The following is a 14,106-nucleotide window of genomic DNA, read 5'->3' on the forward strand; positions in this document are numbered from 1 at the left end:
CGCTCACGCAAGAGGAGTTCCGCCCCCGTGGACACGACCAGACTCGACAAACCCCGGACCCCGGCCGTGCAGGGCGGCCGGATGCCTCTGCGCGAGCACCTGCGCGAGCTGCGCAACCGCTTGGCGAAGGTCCTGCTCCTCGTGTTCCTCGGCACGGCGGTCGGCTGGCATCTGCACCCCTGGATCATCACCGAACTGACCGGCCCCAGCTGCCACCTGCCCGGCCTGCACGGGATCGCTCCGGCCACACCCGCCTGTCCCAACGGGCTGATGGTGATGCAGGGCGTGATGACCCCGCTGACCTTCACCTTCAAGGTGGCCCTCGCCGCCGGAGTGGTGATCTCCAGCCCGTTCTGGTCGTACCAGCTGTGGGCCTTCGCGGCGCCGGGGCTGCACCGCCACGAGAAGCGCTACGCGCTCGGGTTCGTCGCCGCCGCCGTGCCGCTGTTCCTGTCCGGGGCAGGGCTCGCCTACTGGGTGTTCCCGCAGGCCCTGCGGATCCTGCTCGGATTCACGCCGGGTGCCTTCAGCAACTCGCTGCAGGGCGATCAGTTCCTGGATTTCTTCATCAGGATGATCCTGGTGTTCGGCATCTCCTTCGAGATGCCGCTGCTGCTCGTGCTGCTCAACTTCACGGGCGTGGTGAGCGCCGGGAGCCTGCTGGCCCGCTGGCGGACCCTCGTCATGCTGATCTTCGTGTTCTCGGCCCTCGCCACCCCCACCGGCGACCCGCTCACCATGATGGTCCTCGCCGTGCCGATGACCGCCTTGTTCGCCCTGTCGCTGGCCGTGATCGTCTGGCGCGACCGGGTGCGCGCACGCAGGGCGGGACAGGCGGCGCTCTCGCCCGACGAGGCGTCCCCGCTCGACCTGACGCCGTCGCGGACCGAGGTTCCGGCGAGAAGCGGGGACTGACACGCCGCCTCCCCCCACCAAGAAGCCGTCTCGGAGCCATCTATGAACACCGACACCGTCCGGCCGCACGCCGACCCGGCCGCCACCGTCCCGCGCCGTGTGCTCGTGGGACGCGCGGCGGCCGTCCTGCTGATCCTGCTGCGCGGTGGTGCGGCATTCGCCGGACACACGGCCGCCGGGGTCCTGCGCCGCGACCTCCGTACTCGCCGGGACCGCTGGCTGGTTGACCTGGTCACCCGGCTCGGCCCCGCCTTCATCAAGGCCGCCCAGCTGCTGGCCACCCGGGTGGACGTGCTGCCGCCCCGCGTGTGCGCCGCGCTCGCCCGCCTGCACGACGGCGTCCGGCCGGTGCCGCTGACGGGCGCGGCCGGCGAACTGCGCGACACCGGACTCGTACTGGACCGGGGCACCGACGGGATCGCCCGCCCGGTCGCCGCCGGCAGCATCGCCTGCGTCTACCGTGCGACCGCTCCCGACGGCCGGAGGGTCGCGGTGAAGCTACGGCGCCCCGGAGTCGCCCGGCAGCTGGCGGTGGACCTGGAACTCATGCGCAGGGGCACCCGGCTGGTGGCCCGGCTGCCCCGGATGCGCGGTCTGCCGGCCGTCGCGGTCGTCGACCAGATGGCGCAGGCGGTCCACGGCCAGCTGGACTTCGTGAAGGAGGCGCGCTTCCTGGAGGAGTTCCGGGAGAACATGGCGCAGGAGTCCGGTCTCCGGGTCCCCGCCGTGCACCGGGAACTGAGCCACGACGGCGTTCTGGTCATGGAGTTCGTGGAGGGCCTGCGACGCCGTGAGCCCCACGAGTTCCCCGAGGGAACCCGTGAGCGGGCGGTGCTGTCGACGCTGCGCGGGATCTACCGGATGCTCTTCATCGACGGGCTGGTCCACTGCGACCTGCACCCCGGCAATCTCTACTTCCTGCCGGACGGTGACGTGGTGCTGGTGGACGCCGGCTTCACCGTGCGCCTGGACGAGCAGACCCGCGCCACGTTCGCCTGGTTCTTCCTGCAGATGTCCATGGGGGACGGGGAGGCCTGCGCCCAGATCGTCCTGTCCACGGCGACCGCCGGGCCGCACGCCGACACGGACGGCTTCACGCGCGAACTCGCCGCGCTGGTAAGGGCGAACACCGGGGTGTGCGCGGCCGCCTTCGACCTGGTGACGTTCGGCTCCTCGCTCTTCGACATCCAGCGCCGTCACGATCTGTACGCCGCACCGGAGTTCGTGTTCCCCCTGCTGTCCCTGCTGGTGCTGGAGGGCACCGTACGAGCCTTCGCCCCGAAGGTGGACTTCCAGAAGGAGGCCAGGCCGTATCTGATGAAGGCCCTGTTCGGCGACGCCTACCGGCAGACGGCCTGAAGCGGCTCACCTCCCCGGGGCGCGGCGGTGAGCCGCGGGCGCGCGAAGGCCGAGCCCCGCCCACCCGGCTGGTGGACGGGGCTCGGCCTGCCCGGTTCTCAGGCGCTCTGGTTGACCGTGACAGGGAAGCCCTGCAGCTCGGCGGCCTGGTTGCCGTTCTTGTCGAGGAGCGGCACGTTGCCGCCCAGCGTGTACCCCTGGTTGGCCGGCGGGAACGCTTTGAGCACACCCGAGCTCAGCGAGGCGGGGTTGTTCGGGTCGGTGGACAGGACCAGCGGGGCGCTGCCGTCCTTCCGGTCGATCGTGAGCGTGAAGAGCAGCTTGATGAGCATCTCCGGGAAGGGCGGGACCGGAGGGATCGCTGTCGGGTTGCCGGGGTTCATCTGCAGCAGGCTCAGCGGGGTGATCGTGGTGTCCGACTGCTCGATGGTGACCATGAGGTTGGGGGTGTCCGCGACCACCTTGTGGCCGATGACCTCGATGACGAGACCGGTCTCGTTGCTCGTACGGACGCAGACGTCGATGCCGCCCTTGAAGTCGAGGTTGACGACCCCGGTGTCGATCTTCAGCGGCACGTTGGAGGCGTAACAGCTGCACGGGATGTCCACGCCCACGGGCGGCAGCGCGAACGGGAACGGTTGGGCGGCGGCTCTCTCCGCCGCCTCGGCCTCCGCGGCACCCGGTACCAGAACTCCGGCGCCGACCGCTGCGGCGGTGACCGCCGCTCCCTTCATGAATCCGCGGCGGTCGCTGCCGCTGATCTCAGCAGACTCAGTCATCCGACTGTTCTTCCTTTCTCCACGGTGAGTGGGCAGCACATGGGCCGTCATGGAAGGCCGCTGCCACCCTGGTCGCGCATGCCTGGGTCTTACGGCAGCGTCGAGTCACCTATACCGCAGTGAAAGTGACGAACCATCATAATCGTTTCATTTCCTTCGATTGGGTCCGTTTGTCCTGACTCCGCACTGATGGGTTCGCGCACGAGGAGCCTTGCGTGGGGCCGAACGGGGGAGCGGCGCTTCCTTCATTTGCCGCCGTTCGCCTTCTCCGGAATGCGCGCGGTGGCTCGGCCACGGCGCGCCGTCACGTCTATTTCCCTTATCCATCCACACTTTTGAGACAATTGACGTCAAATCATATTCGCTGGGGTCGAATGGCGGCGGAGCCGTCGCGGCCCGCCCAGGGCAAGGGAAAGGCTGTTCCTCATGACGGGTGGACAGGGACCGGCCGGGACCGGGAGATTCGGCCCGCCGGCGCGCCGAGTCGGAGCCGGCCGGGTCGGAACGTGGTGCGCCGCGGCCGTGCTGGCGGGATCGGCGACGGCCATGGGCGCGAACCCGGCGGCGGCCGCCGGGAAACCGCATCCCGTGCTGGTCGACCGTCCGCAGAAGCCGCCCGCCGTCATCGCGCCCGGGCATTCGGGCCGGGCGCTGATCCGGCTCGAGAACACCGGCCGGGCGAACTCGGCCAACAACGGGCGCATGTACATGGAGATCTGGGCCCCCTACGGCACCCGCTTCACGGACACCAAGCTGACCCCGCTCCACGGGGCACCCGGCGGATGGTCCTGCAAGGGCGACGCGTACCGGCCGGGCGTACCGTACGAGAGCACCGTCCTGCGCTGCGTCTCCGACCACCACGGGCCGGTCGTCCGCGCGGGCCGAACGGCGGTCTGGCAGCTGAGGATGAAGGTCGAGCCCGGCACACGGGCCGGAACCACGTTGTCGGCCACCCCCAACAACTATGGAGCCGCGCTCCACTACAGCTACCACGGCAAGTCCGTCTGGAAGACCCTGTCCCTGGCGGTCAGGACCCCCGGCGGACAGGTGAACCGGGCGGGTGGGCCGGCGCACCACCAGCGCCACGGCGGATCGCCGGGCCACCACCGCACCACGGCACGAAAGGGGCACATCCGGTGACGGCGGCGCACCCCGCGCGGACCGCGGTGCGTCCCGCTCCGCCGCGGCACCTCGACCGCGTGGTGCCTGCCGCCTGCCGTTCCCGGTGACCTCCCCCTGCCCCACGGCGTGAAGCGCGCGGCCGGATGCGGTCCGCTCCACGGAGCGGACCGCATCCGGCAGGGCCTCGGCCCGGGGCGGGGACGCCGTCAGGGCGCCGGCGTACGGGCTTCCAGGCTCATCGAGTTCGAGTCCCACCAGGTGTCGCGGTCGCGGTCCGGGGAGTGCAGCCGCAAGGCCGCCCAGCCGTTGGCGCTCCTGGTGCCCGCCGGCAGCTCCGCGGGCGCCGCGATGTTCACCTTCCAGTGCCATTCCTCGGCAGGCGGCGGCCCGCTGTAGCTGGACGTGCAGATCATGTGGGTGCCGTTGTGCTCCATGGGGGTCATCCCGTGGAACATCCGGCAGGACCACCCTCCCGGCGCCGTGCCGACCGGGGTCACCTTGGTGTCAGCCAGCCGCATGAGCTCCGGCGAGTACACCGCCAAGGTCAACTTGTCGACGCGGGAGGGCAGATTCCCCGTCTTCTTGATCCCGAACGTCACCGGCGCGGACGAGCCCGGCTTGATGAGGGTGGCGGGACTCTGGGGGCGGTCCGTTCCCCAGTACGGCTGCGGGGTGCCCGTCCTCGGCGCGGCGGTGGCCGGGACGGGGCCGGCGCCCAGGGTGAGTGCGGCGCTCGCCGCAAGGACCGCGGCGCACCACTTCCCCGCGCGCCGAAGCACGCCCCGGCGGACGGACAGAGGGCGTTCGGCGCCGGGACGCGCCGGCGCCCCGGCCGGCCGTCGCACATCGGTCATCATCTGTGCCTCTTCCTCGCTTCTGGCGGGTGTAGGTCTTCGATCCGACGGGGGGCACACACGCCGCGCCCCCCGTCGGATCGGATACTCATCCCTCCCGTGGCCGCTTCCCGCCGTCCACGCACCGACATGCCGAAGCCTCACCTGATCGCCACGCGTGCCGACGGCCGGACACGCCCGCGTGTCCGGCGGGCGGCGGCGAGACGGCTCACGCCGACGTGTCTTCGGCCACCCGCCGGGTGACCTCCAGCAGTACCCCGTGGGCCGTACGCCGCAGGCCGCGCCGTACGTCCTCCCCTCGCGCGCCTTCGCCGCCGGCCCGGGAGGTTGCCGGGCCGGCGGCGAAGCAACGCGGGGGTGTCGTCAGGGCTGGAGGGGCACGGCTTCGCGGTAGCCGTGGACGGTGATGTGATCCGCCATCTCGGAGTACGCGGCGGGCTGGTCGGGAGCGATGGTGGCCAGGCCGTCGACGTAGCGGTTGTACATGCAGAACGCCGCCGCGATCAGGACGGTGTCGTGGATCTCCGTGTCCGTCGCCCCCGCAGCGCGGGCGGTCTTGATGTGCTCGTCGGTGACCGCCCGGCCGCTCTCCTGGACCGCGTCGGCGACGGCGAGCAGGGCTTTGAGCTTGTCGGAGACGGGCGCCGCGGCCGGGTCGGTGCGCACCTGGTCGACCAGGGGCATGCCCTGGTCCAGTTGGGCGGCGGCGAACGCGGCGTGGCAGTTGGTGCAGAAGCGGCAGCTGTTGAGGTGGGAGACCCGGGCGGCGATCAGCTCCCGCTCGCCCCGGCTCAGCGTGCTGGGCCCGCGCAGCAGGATCTCGGCCAGCTCGTTCAGCGGTGCGGCAGTCTCCGGCCGGAACGCGAACAGCGACACGATCCCGGGCAGGTCATTGCCGAGCTCGATGTGCGGCATACATACCTCCTTCAGTCGGTTGCGTTTCGGCCGTCCGGCCACCGGTCCCGCCGCCGACACCCGTGTGGCGATCGTCCCGCCCGACCGGACGGAGCACGACGGGACCGCCCACCACACCGCACCGCTCCGCAGGGGCACGGGGCGGTGTCGACATACGGCGTCATCATGTGGGCGCGACCAGCCACCCGCGACCCTCGGTCGGCCTACTTCGCTTCCGTCGGAACGCCGAGCGCCTGGGAGGCCAGGCCGGTCCCCCGCACGCGTGCCGCGATCTTGGCGAAGGCCAGGTCGCGCGAGGTGGACGTGTCGTCGGCGAACGGCGAGAAGCCGCAGTCGTCGCAGGTGCCCAGCTGGTCCACCGGGATGTGACGGGCCGCGAGCAGCACCCGGTCACGCACCTCCTCCGGGGTCTCCACCCTGGGATCGACGGGATCGGTCACCCCCACGAACACCCGGATGCCCGGGCGCAGTTGATCGGCGATGATGCCGAGGACCCGCTCGGGATCGGCCTCGCTGGCCAGCTGGATGTAGAAGTTGCCCACCTCCAGCCGGAAGAGCTTGGGCAGCAGTCCGGCGTAGTCGACGTCCAGGCTGTGGGTGGAGTCGTGGTCGCCGCCGGGGCAGGTGTGCACCCCGAGGCGGGCCCGCTCCGCCTCGCCGAACCGGCCGAGCACCTCGTTGTTCAGGGCGATGAAGTCGTCGAGGAGCGCGCCGCTCGGGTCGAGCTTGAGCGAGAGGCGGCCCTCGGTGAAGTCCAGCTGGACCACGTGTGCGCCCGCCTCCAGGCAGCCGCGGATGTCGGCCTCCGCCTCGTCGGCCAGGTCCCTCAGGAACGCCTCGCGGGAGTACCCCGCGATGGACTCGGCCGGGTAGAGCAGGCTGAGCGCCGAGGGCGCGATGACCGCCTGCTTGAGGGGGCGGTCGGTGTGCCGCCGGGCGTCGCGCAGATACGACTCGGCGCGGACCTGGTAGCGGAACGGCCCCTCGGTCAGATGCGGCAACTGCCGGACGTGGCCGTCGCTGAACGGGATGGTGACACCGTGCGGGGCGAGGCCGGCCAGGCCGGCGATCGGGTAGGTGGCGAAGCTGGGCTTGGCCTGCTCTCCGTCGACCAGGACGGGACAGCCCAGCTCCTCGAGACGGGCAAGCGTGTCCGCCGCCGCCTGTTCCTGGAGTTCGGCCAACTCCTTGTCGCTCAACCGGCCTTGGGCGTGCTCACCGAGGGCCTGCTGCAGGGCGCGAGGACGGGGGATGCTGCCGATCGGCTCAGTGGGAATGCTCATAATCCGGAACCATAGGAAGCCCCTTGTGCCCCGACAAGAGGCCTTGTGCCCCGACAAGCGAAAATGATCACGCTACACGGCTCTGCTCCCGCTCGGAGGCACGGACGGCCCCACCGCCAAGATCCGCATCACCGCAGGTCACCAGAGCCCCGGCAGGACCCGGAAGCCGACTCCCGCGGACATCGGCAGACCTGCGGCGCCTCTGCGGGTTCACCAGTTCGAGATGCCCGTCCGCGCGTCGGGTTGACCCGGGACGCACCCACCCGTGGTCGTCACGCGGGGTTGTCGTCTGTGGTCGTCATCCGTGGTCGTCACCACCGGGATCGTCCTACTGCCTCGAACCGTGCGGCGGTTCACTCCGGGTGTCACGAGCGCCCGGATCGGCCCGCTCCCGTTCCCCCTGCCACTGGGCTCGTGCCGCTCGCTGCTGCCGGTCGAAGTCCGCTGCCAGGGCCTTGGCTTGCGACCGCTGGGGCAACACCGGTGCCGACAACGTGCCCACCACGCCGAACATCGCGGCGAACGGCGTCATCATCGCGCTACTCACAGCCGCCCCTTCAGGTGCAGGCGATCGAGAAATGGACAGCCGCCGAGAGCCCGTGCGCCGGACCGGGGCCATACAGTCGATCAAAGATCTTCCTCGCGTTGTGCAAGTACCGCGCCCGATCTGTCACATATCGACCACGTCTGGTCGACACGTCGAACCGGCCCGCTCACAATGCGCCCCTCTTGCCCGCCGATGACTGTCCGTATTGGATCTAGTGCGTTTAGTGACGATCTCTTTATGGTCAAAGCGATGCCAACGCCCCTATCCCTGGAGGATTCGTGGCAAGCTTCCGCACTCGTCTGGCCACTCTGTGCTCGGCCGCGGCTCTCGCCGCAGGCGCCCTCGTCCCCGCACAACTCGCCGCGGCGCAACCCGCCGCCGCGGCGTCCTACGACTGGGTCGCCCTGGGCGACTCCTACACCGCCGGGGTCATCCCCGCCGCGGGCGACACCTTCGAAGTCCCCCGCGACGGCTGCGAGCGCACCGACCAGTCCTACCCGCAGGTGATCGACCGCGACCTCGGCTCGCTCTTCGACCTGACCAACGTCAGCTGCGGCGCCGCCACCATCGAGAACGTCACCTTCAGGGCCCAGGAACCGATCGGCCGCCACCTGCCGCCCTTCTCCGAGGACCCGGACTACCCGTTCCCCCCGGTGCCTCCCCAGTCCGCCGCCGTGGGACGGGGCACCGACGTGGTCACCGTCGGCGTGGGCGGCAACACCCTCGGATTCGCCGACATCCTCTTCCAGTGCCTGCAACTGGGCGCCGGCAGCGGCGGCGAGGGCACCCCGTGCCGGGACGACCTGGCCGCCGACATCCCCGGCCGGCTGAACAAGGCGAGCAGGGACTACGACGAGATGCTCACCGTGCTCCACGAGCGCGCCCCGCACGCGAAGATCCTGACCGTCGGCTACCCCACGGTCATCCCCGAGGACACCTCCAAGTGCCGGTACAACGACCTGGAACAGTTCGGCCCGATCACCCAGGGCGACCTGGACTGGCTGCGCCAGGATGTCCTGCAACCCCTCAACAAGGTCATCGAGAAATCAGCCGGCACACACGACTCCGCCCGCTTCGTCGACCTCTACGACTCCTCCCGGCACCACAGCGTCTGTGACACCGGCAAGTGGGTGGAAGGCATCTTCACCCGCGTCCCCGACCAGCCGGCCCTCGTGCACCCCAACGCCCGCGGCCACCGCAACGCCGCTGATCACGTCGCAGCGGCGATGCTGGACGCCATCGGCGTGAGCTGACCCGCACACGGCATCCCCGCCCTCGATCCCGCGGCGAACCGCCTCCGGCACCCAAGCCGGAGGCGGTTCCGTGCACCGGTCGAACTCCGGACCCGGCTGAACCTCAGCACGCCGAGGGTTATCGGGGATCCACCCACAGCGCCGAGGCGACCGCGCAAAGGTCGCCCCCCGCCGTCGCCAGAGCCACACCCATCCGGTGCTTGCGTCCTTCCTCCGAGAGGACCCACGCGTACGACACCAGCCGTGAGGAAACCGGTACCGGCCGGAGCAACCGTGCCGTGAGCGAGGCCGTCACCGCCCCCTCCCGCAACCCTCCCCGCAGCCGTCCCGCCGCGTTCCCGGGGCAGTCGAGCGCTCCCCACACCAGCTCCGTCCGCAGCATCCCCTCCGTGTCGGCGAGCGCGGGCCCGGGCGTCCACGCGGCGGCCACCAGATCCCGCCCCGGCACGACTCCGCAGTGCTGGCGCAACCCGGTGTCGGGCGTGCGGTCGAGCCCGCACCCGAAGCAGTCCACAGTCCCCTCCGGCGGAGCCGCGCGGTACGCCTCGGCCGCCGCCGACGCCTCGTCCCAGGAGGGCGGTTCGGGGACTTCGAGGTCCAGCTCGTCGGGCGTGGCCACCGCGAGCACCCCGTCCGCACCGGTCAGCACGGCCCCGCCGTCGGCGGTCTCCGCGATCTCTACCGGTACCTCCACCGGGGTCGGCCGTCGGAAGTCCACCCGTACGGTCTTGGCCGCCGCCCGCCCGGCGAGCACCCCCGCCACGTATCCGCCGAACGCCACCCCGGGATACCCCCGCAAATGGCCGGGCACCGTGATCGTCTCGATGTCGGTCATGGCCCCACTCCACCACACCCCCGTCCCCGACGGCCGGGGGGACGGGGTACGTTCGACGTCTCAGCTCGCTTCAGCTCGCCCCGGCTCGCCCCGAGAGGAACCCGCCATGACCGTCGAACGTATCGGCCCGCCCCTGTTCGGCACGGAGCGCGAGACGCTGCGGGCGTTCCTGGACTTCCACCGGGCGACCCTGGCGATGAAGTGCGAGGGCCTGACGGAGGAGCAGCTCAAGGAACGGTCGAGCCCACCGTCGACCCTCTCCCTGCTCGCCCTGGTCCGCCACATGGCCGAGGTCGAACGCGCCTGGTTCCGCCGGGTGTTCGACGACAACACCGCCCCGATGGTCTGGTCGGAGAAGGAGTTCGACTTCCAGGCCGCGTACGACACCACGGGCGCGAGCGCCGAGGAGGCGTTCGCGGTGTGGCAGGCCGAGGTCGAGCACTCGCGTCGCATCGAGCGCGAGGCCGAGTCCCTGGACCTCGCCGGGCACCAGCCGCGCTGGGAAGAGGACGTGTCCCTGCGGATGGTCATGCTCCACATGATTCTGGAGTACGGCCGCCACAACGGCCACGCGGACTTCCTCCGCGAGGGCGTGGACGGCACGGTCGGCGCCTGACCCGGGCGCCCGCCACGACTACGCGCGGCGCCCGGCTCCCGCCGCGGACCGCCCGCCAGGACCGTACGGCGCTCAGGAAACCCTGACGCGACGCGGTCTCCGCCGACGCGCCTCCCTGGGTTGGGGTGGCATCTCGACTCTGCGGCGCATCGCGATCGCGAACCGTCATCGACTCATTACGCATGGCGCAAGTCGGGGTGTTCAAGTACGAATCGCACCTTGGCGCCGACTCGCCGTGTCGCATCACGCAAGGCGTTGACCTGCATGATCACGATGTGCCGCCAAGTCGAGTGGCATGGGAGGCAGCGGCGGGCCAAGATTGGCGGCAACTGCAGGTCGCCGTCGGCGTCACCGGGGGTCCGGGCTCAGAGCGAGAAGGGGCTACCGTCACAGTGATCGACACGGACGAGCTAGCCAAGCGGAACGCCAGGTTCGCCGACGGCGGATCATTCGCCGACCTGAAGCTCATGCCCATTGGCAGTCTGACGGTCATCGGATGCGTCGACCCTCGTGTCGACCCGTCCGACGTGTTCGGGCTCAAGCCCGGCGAGGCAGCGGTGATCCGCAACGTCGGGGGGCGGGTCACGCCCACGACACTCCGGACGCTGGAGATGCTCTCGAAGGTCGTCCAGGCCCGCACGGGCGGCCCTCGCCCGGGCGACGTCCACTATGCGGTCCTGCACCACACCGACTGCGGGATCACGGACCTCACAGCGTTCCCCGAGCTGCTGGCCGATTACTTCGGGGTTCCGGCCGGAGACCTGGACGCCAAGGCGGTCACCGACCCGGTCGCCGCCGTCCGCGTCGACGCCGAAATCCTCAAGCAGAGGCTTCCGGCCGGAGTCTTCGTCTCAGGGCTCGTGTACGACGTGGCCACCGGGCTCATCGACGTCGTCGTCCCGTCCGCGCGAGTGGAAGCATGACACCGCGCGGCGCCTGCGGCCGGCGTGACCGCCGTGGGCGGCCTGCGGCTTGTACCGGGATCTGCTTCCCTGGCCGGTCGAATCGGCGGGGAGGCGCTTTCTAGCATGTGCGACGATCACGGGCACTCGGTGGCCGAGGCGGCGTGGTCAGCGCCTCGCGCCGCGGAGGGACCGGCTGTTGACCCGGTGACGCTGCCCGACGTCGACGAGGTCAGGGTCACGACGATGGTCGACAACACCTTCGACGCCCTGCTGGCCTCTGCCGAAGGCGTCACCCGGGCGCCGATGGGCGCCGGGCGGACCGCCGCGCGGCAGTTCGCCGGCGGCGAGGCCCTCGCGGGGCTGCGTGCCGAGCACGGCTTCTCCGCCCTGGTCACTGTCCAAAGCGGGAACGCGAGCAGCACGCTGCTGTTCGATACCGGCGCGTCGCCGGACGGGCTGGCGGTGAACGCCGAGCGTCTTGGCATCGATGTCGGCGACCTGCAGGGCGTCGTGCTCAGCCACGGACACTTCGACCACGCGGGCGGCTTCGACGGCCTGGCCCGGCTGCGCGGGCGCTCTGGCCTTCCGCTGACCGTCCACCCCGCGGTCTGGACGCGCCGCCGCCTGGCACTACCCGCCGGCCAGGCTCTGGAGATGCCCACGCTGTCACGGGGTGCCCTGGAACGCGAAGGGTTCGAGGTGATCGAGCGGCGGCAGCCGTCGCTGCTGGCCGGCGGCATCCTGATCACCGGCGAGGTGGACCGTGTCACCGAGTTCGAGCACGGCATGCCGAAGGCACACCAAGCCTGGGACGGGAACGGCTGGCGACACGACCCCGCCGTCATCGACGACCAGGCACTCGTCATCAACGTGCGCGGCCGGGGGCTTGTCATCATCACCGGGTGCGGCCACGCCGGAGTGGTCAACATCATCCGCCACGCCATGAGACTGACCGGCGTCAGCAAACTGCTGGCCCTCATCGGCGGCTTCCACCTGAGCGGCCCCGCCTTCGAGCCGGTCATCGGCCCGACGGTGGCCGCGCTCACCGAACTCGCACCCGAGCTGATCGTCCCCGGTCACTGCACCGGCTGGCGCGCCCAGCACACCCTCGCCGCAGCCCTCCCGGACGCATGGGTGCAGACCAGCGTCGGAACCACCGTCACGCTCACCGCCCCACAGGCGGGTCATGCCTGATCCCGGCTCAGCAGTCCCAGCTCAGGCGCCTTCGAACATCTCGATGGCAGCTGGGATGGCGCCGCACTCTTCGAGACAGGTGCGCCGGCCCGACCGCCCCTTCCGTGAGGGCCATTCGGGATTATTGGCGACATCGCGGGCGAGGTAGGCAAATGCCACTCTCACGATCGGCTTGGGTCTTCAACCACGCTGTGAAGCTCATCGGTTTGGGCATGCCCACATCTTTCTGCACAGCTGCCCGACGTCGTCAGGGGTGCCCTACGGGTGAGTGCGTCGAAGGTGTGTCGCGCGTATCGCAGATGGTGCGCGGACAGTGAGAGACAACGAGAAAGAGCGAGAGTCAGTGAGACTGACTCCCGCTCTCTCAAGTCGGCATTCGCGCTGGTCAGAGCTTGATTCTTGCTGGCTGACCGGCGAGTGCCCCCGGCAGGATTCGAACCTGCGCACACGGCTCCGGAGGCCGTTGCTCTATCCCCTGAGCTACGGGGGCGTGTCGGGCGCTTGGCTTCTTGCTCGCGGCGACGGATAGAACCCTAGCAGGTCTTCCGGGGTGATCAGGAACGGGTTTCCCGGGGCTCGGTGGGGGAGGGTCCCCCGGTGGGGGTGGAAGTGGGGAAAACCCGGACGCGGTGACCGGAGCGGACCTACTCTCGACTTGTGCCAGGCGCGTCGGGGCGGGTGCTTGTTGTGGACGACAACAAGGTCATCCGGCAGCTGATCAGGGTCAACCTTGAGCTGGAGGGGCTTGAGGTCGTGACCGCGGCCGATGGTGCCGAGTGTCTGGATGTGGTGCATCAGGTCCAGCCCGATGTCGTGACACTCGATGTCGTCATGCCCCGCCTGGACGGACTGCGCACGGCCGCCCGGCTCCGGGCCGATCCCCGTACCCACCACCTTCCCCTCGCCATCATCAGCGCCTGCACGCAGTACGAGGTGGAGACCGGTCTCGACGTCGGCGTCGACGCCTTCCTCGCCAAGCCCTTCGAACCCGCGGAACTCGTCCGGCTCGTCAAGCATCTGATCGAGCGGAGGCCGGGGGGTAGTAGGAGCGGGAAGGGAAATAAAGGTGAAGGTGATGAGGAGGGCGGGGGCGGGGGCGATGGGGAGGACGGCGAGAGCGGTGAGGGCGGTCAGGGCCGCGGGGTGGCCGGCAGGCTTCCCGGCCTGGTGACCAAGATCACCGACTCGACCGTGGCGACCGATGCGGCCTTCGTACGCGACGCTGCCGTGGCGACCGATGCGGCCTTCGCGCGCGACTCGACCGTGTCGACTGATGCAGCGGTCGTGACCGACACGGCCGTTACGACCGACACGAAGGTCGTCACCGACACGAAGGTCGTCACCGACAGGTCCGCCGTACCCCGCTCGACAGCCGCCACCGACGCGACCGCGGTACCCGACACCGCCATGGTGACCGACACCGCCATGGCCACCGACACGGTCGAAGTGACCCAGGCGACCCAGGCCACCCACGTGGCGCAGGTGCCCCAAACGGCCCAAGCGACCCAGGCCACCCACGTGACGCAGGT

13 protein-coding genes, 1 tRNA gene and 1 pseudogene are annotated in these 14,106 nt (G+C 70.4%); 8 read left to right on the top strand and 7 right to left on the bottom strand.

The features are described 5' to 3' along the window. Positions 1–27 precede the first annotated feature (27 nt). Positions 28–915, top strand: coding sequence for a twin-arginine translocase subunit TatC (gene tatC, locus AVL59_RS07320; protein ID WP_067300550.1), 888 nt, complete (start codon positions 28–30; stop codon positions 913–915). 42 nt (positions 916–957) lie between these two features. After that, positions 958–2,274 (top strand): ABC1 kinase family protein, encoded by a 1,317-nt coding sequence (locus AVL59_RS07325; protein WP_067300552.1) that lies wholly within the window; start codon positions 958–960, stop codon positions 2,272–2,274. A 98-nt stretch (positions 2,275–2,372) separates the two neighbouring features. On the opposite strand, the gene AVL59_RS07330 is transcribed toward AVL59_RS07325, so the two are convergent. Next, a complete protein-coding gene (locus tag AVL59_RS07330; protein ID WP_067300554.1) occupies positions 2,373–3,053 on the bottom strand; it encodes a twin-arginine translocation signal domain-containing protein in 681 nt (226 codons plus the stop codon). A 522-nt stretch (positions 3,054–3,575) separates the two neighbouring features. On the opposite strand from AVL59_RS07330, the gene AVL59_RS07335 reads away from it, so the two are divergent. Continuing rightward, a complete protein-coding gene (locus AVL59_RS07335) occupies positions 3,576–4,193 on the top strand; it encodes a hypothetical protein (RefSeq protein WP_159399872.1) in 618 nt (205 codons plus the stop codon). 188 nt (positions 4,194–4,381) lie between these two features. Here the strand turns inward: AVL59_RS07335 and AVL59_RS07340 are convergent, their stop codons facing one another. The 4 genes from AVL59_RS07340 to AVL59_RS07355 form a co-directional block, all read right to left on the bottom strand. After that, positions 4,382–5,032, bottom strand: a complete 651-nt coding sequence (locus tag AVL59_RS07340) for a hypothetical protein (RefSeq protein WP_067300558.1) — start codon at positions 5,030–5,032, stop codon at positions 4,382–4,384. 360 nt (positions 5,033–5,392) lie between these two features. Next, positions 5,393–5,944 (bottom strand): carboxymuconolactone decarboxylase family protein, encoded by a 552-nt coding sequence (locus AVL59_RS07345; protein ID WP_067300560.1) that lies wholly within the window; start codon positions 5,942–5,944, stop codon positions 5,393–5,395. A 203-nt stretch (positions 5,945–6,147) separates the two neighbouring features. Next, on the bottom strand, positions 6,148–7,227 hold the full coding sequence (locus AVL59_RS07350; protein WP_067300562.1) for a cobalamin-independent methionine synthase II family protein: 1,080 nt from the start codon (positions 7,225–7,227) through the stop codon (positions 6,148–6,150). A gap of 328 nt (positions 7,228–7,555) precedes the next feature. Beyond that, positions 7,556–7,774, bottom strand: a complete 219-nt coding sequence (locus tag AVL59_RS07355; protein ID WP_067300564.1) for a hypothetical protein — start codon at positions 7,772–7,774, stop codon at positions 7,556–7,558. 278 nt (positions 7,775–8,052) lie between these two features. Here AVL59_RS07355 and AVL59_RS07360 point away from each other — a divergent pair, with 278 nt between their 5' ends. Further along, positions 8,053–9,027, top strand: coding sequence for an SGNH/GDSL hydrolase family protein (locus tag AVL59_RS07360; RefSeq protein ID WP_067300566.1), 975 nt, complete (start codon positions 8,053–8,055; stop codon positions 9,025–9,027). A 118-nt stretch (positions 9,028–9,145) separates the two neighbouring features. Here the strand turns inward: AVL59_RS07360 and AVL59_RS07365 are convergent, their stop codons facing one another. Then, entirely contained in the window at positions 9,146–9,862 is a 717-nt protein-coding gene (locus AVL59_RS07365) for a PaaI family thioesterase (protein WP_067300568.1), read from the bottom strand. Between the two features lie 106 nt (positions 9,863–9,968). On the opposite strand from AVL59_RS07365, the gene AVL59_RS07370 reads away from it, so the two are divergent. From AVL59_RS07370 to AVL59_RS07380, 3 genes are all read left to right on the top strand, one after another. Continuing rightward, a complete protein-coding gene (locus AVL59_RS07370; protein WP_067300570.1) occupies positions 9,969–10,478 on the top strand; it encodes a DinB family protein in 510 nt (169 codons plus the stop codon). A gap of 197 nt (positions 10,479–10,675) precedes the next feature. Continuing rightward, complete coding sequence (locus AVL59_RS07375; protein ID WP_237281453.1) at positions 10,676–11,401, top strand: carbonic anhydrase; 726 nt, start codon at positions 10,676–10,678, stop codon at positions 11,399–11,401. Between the two features lie 105 nt (positions 11,402–11,506). Continuing rightward, the gene (locus AVL59_RS07380) at positions 11,507–12,577 is read left to right on the top strand and encodes an MBL fold metallo-hydrolase (protein WP_067300572.1); all 1,071 of its coding nucleotides are present in this window, start codon (positions 11,507–11,509) and stop codon (positions 12,575–12,577) included. 418 nt (positions 12,578–12,995) lie between these two features. Here AVL59_RS07380 and AVL59_RS07385 read toward each other — a convergent pair. Next, positions 12,996–13,067: transfer RNA gene (locus AVL59_RS07385), tRNA-Arg, on the bottom strand. Between the two features lie 167 nt (positions 13,068–13,234). Between AVL59_RS07385 and AVL59_RS07390 the strand changes: the two are divergent. After that, positions 13,235–13,690, top strand: a pseudogene (locus tag AVL59_RS07390) (response regulator); the annotation flags it as partial. Positions 13,691–14,106: the final 416 nt, after the last annotated feature.

It is taken from the genome of Streptomyces griseochromogenes, assembly GCF_001542625.1.
Lineage (GTDB): Bacteria > Actinomycetota > Actinomycetes > Streptomycetales > Streptomycetaceae > Streptomyces > Streptomyces griseochromogenes.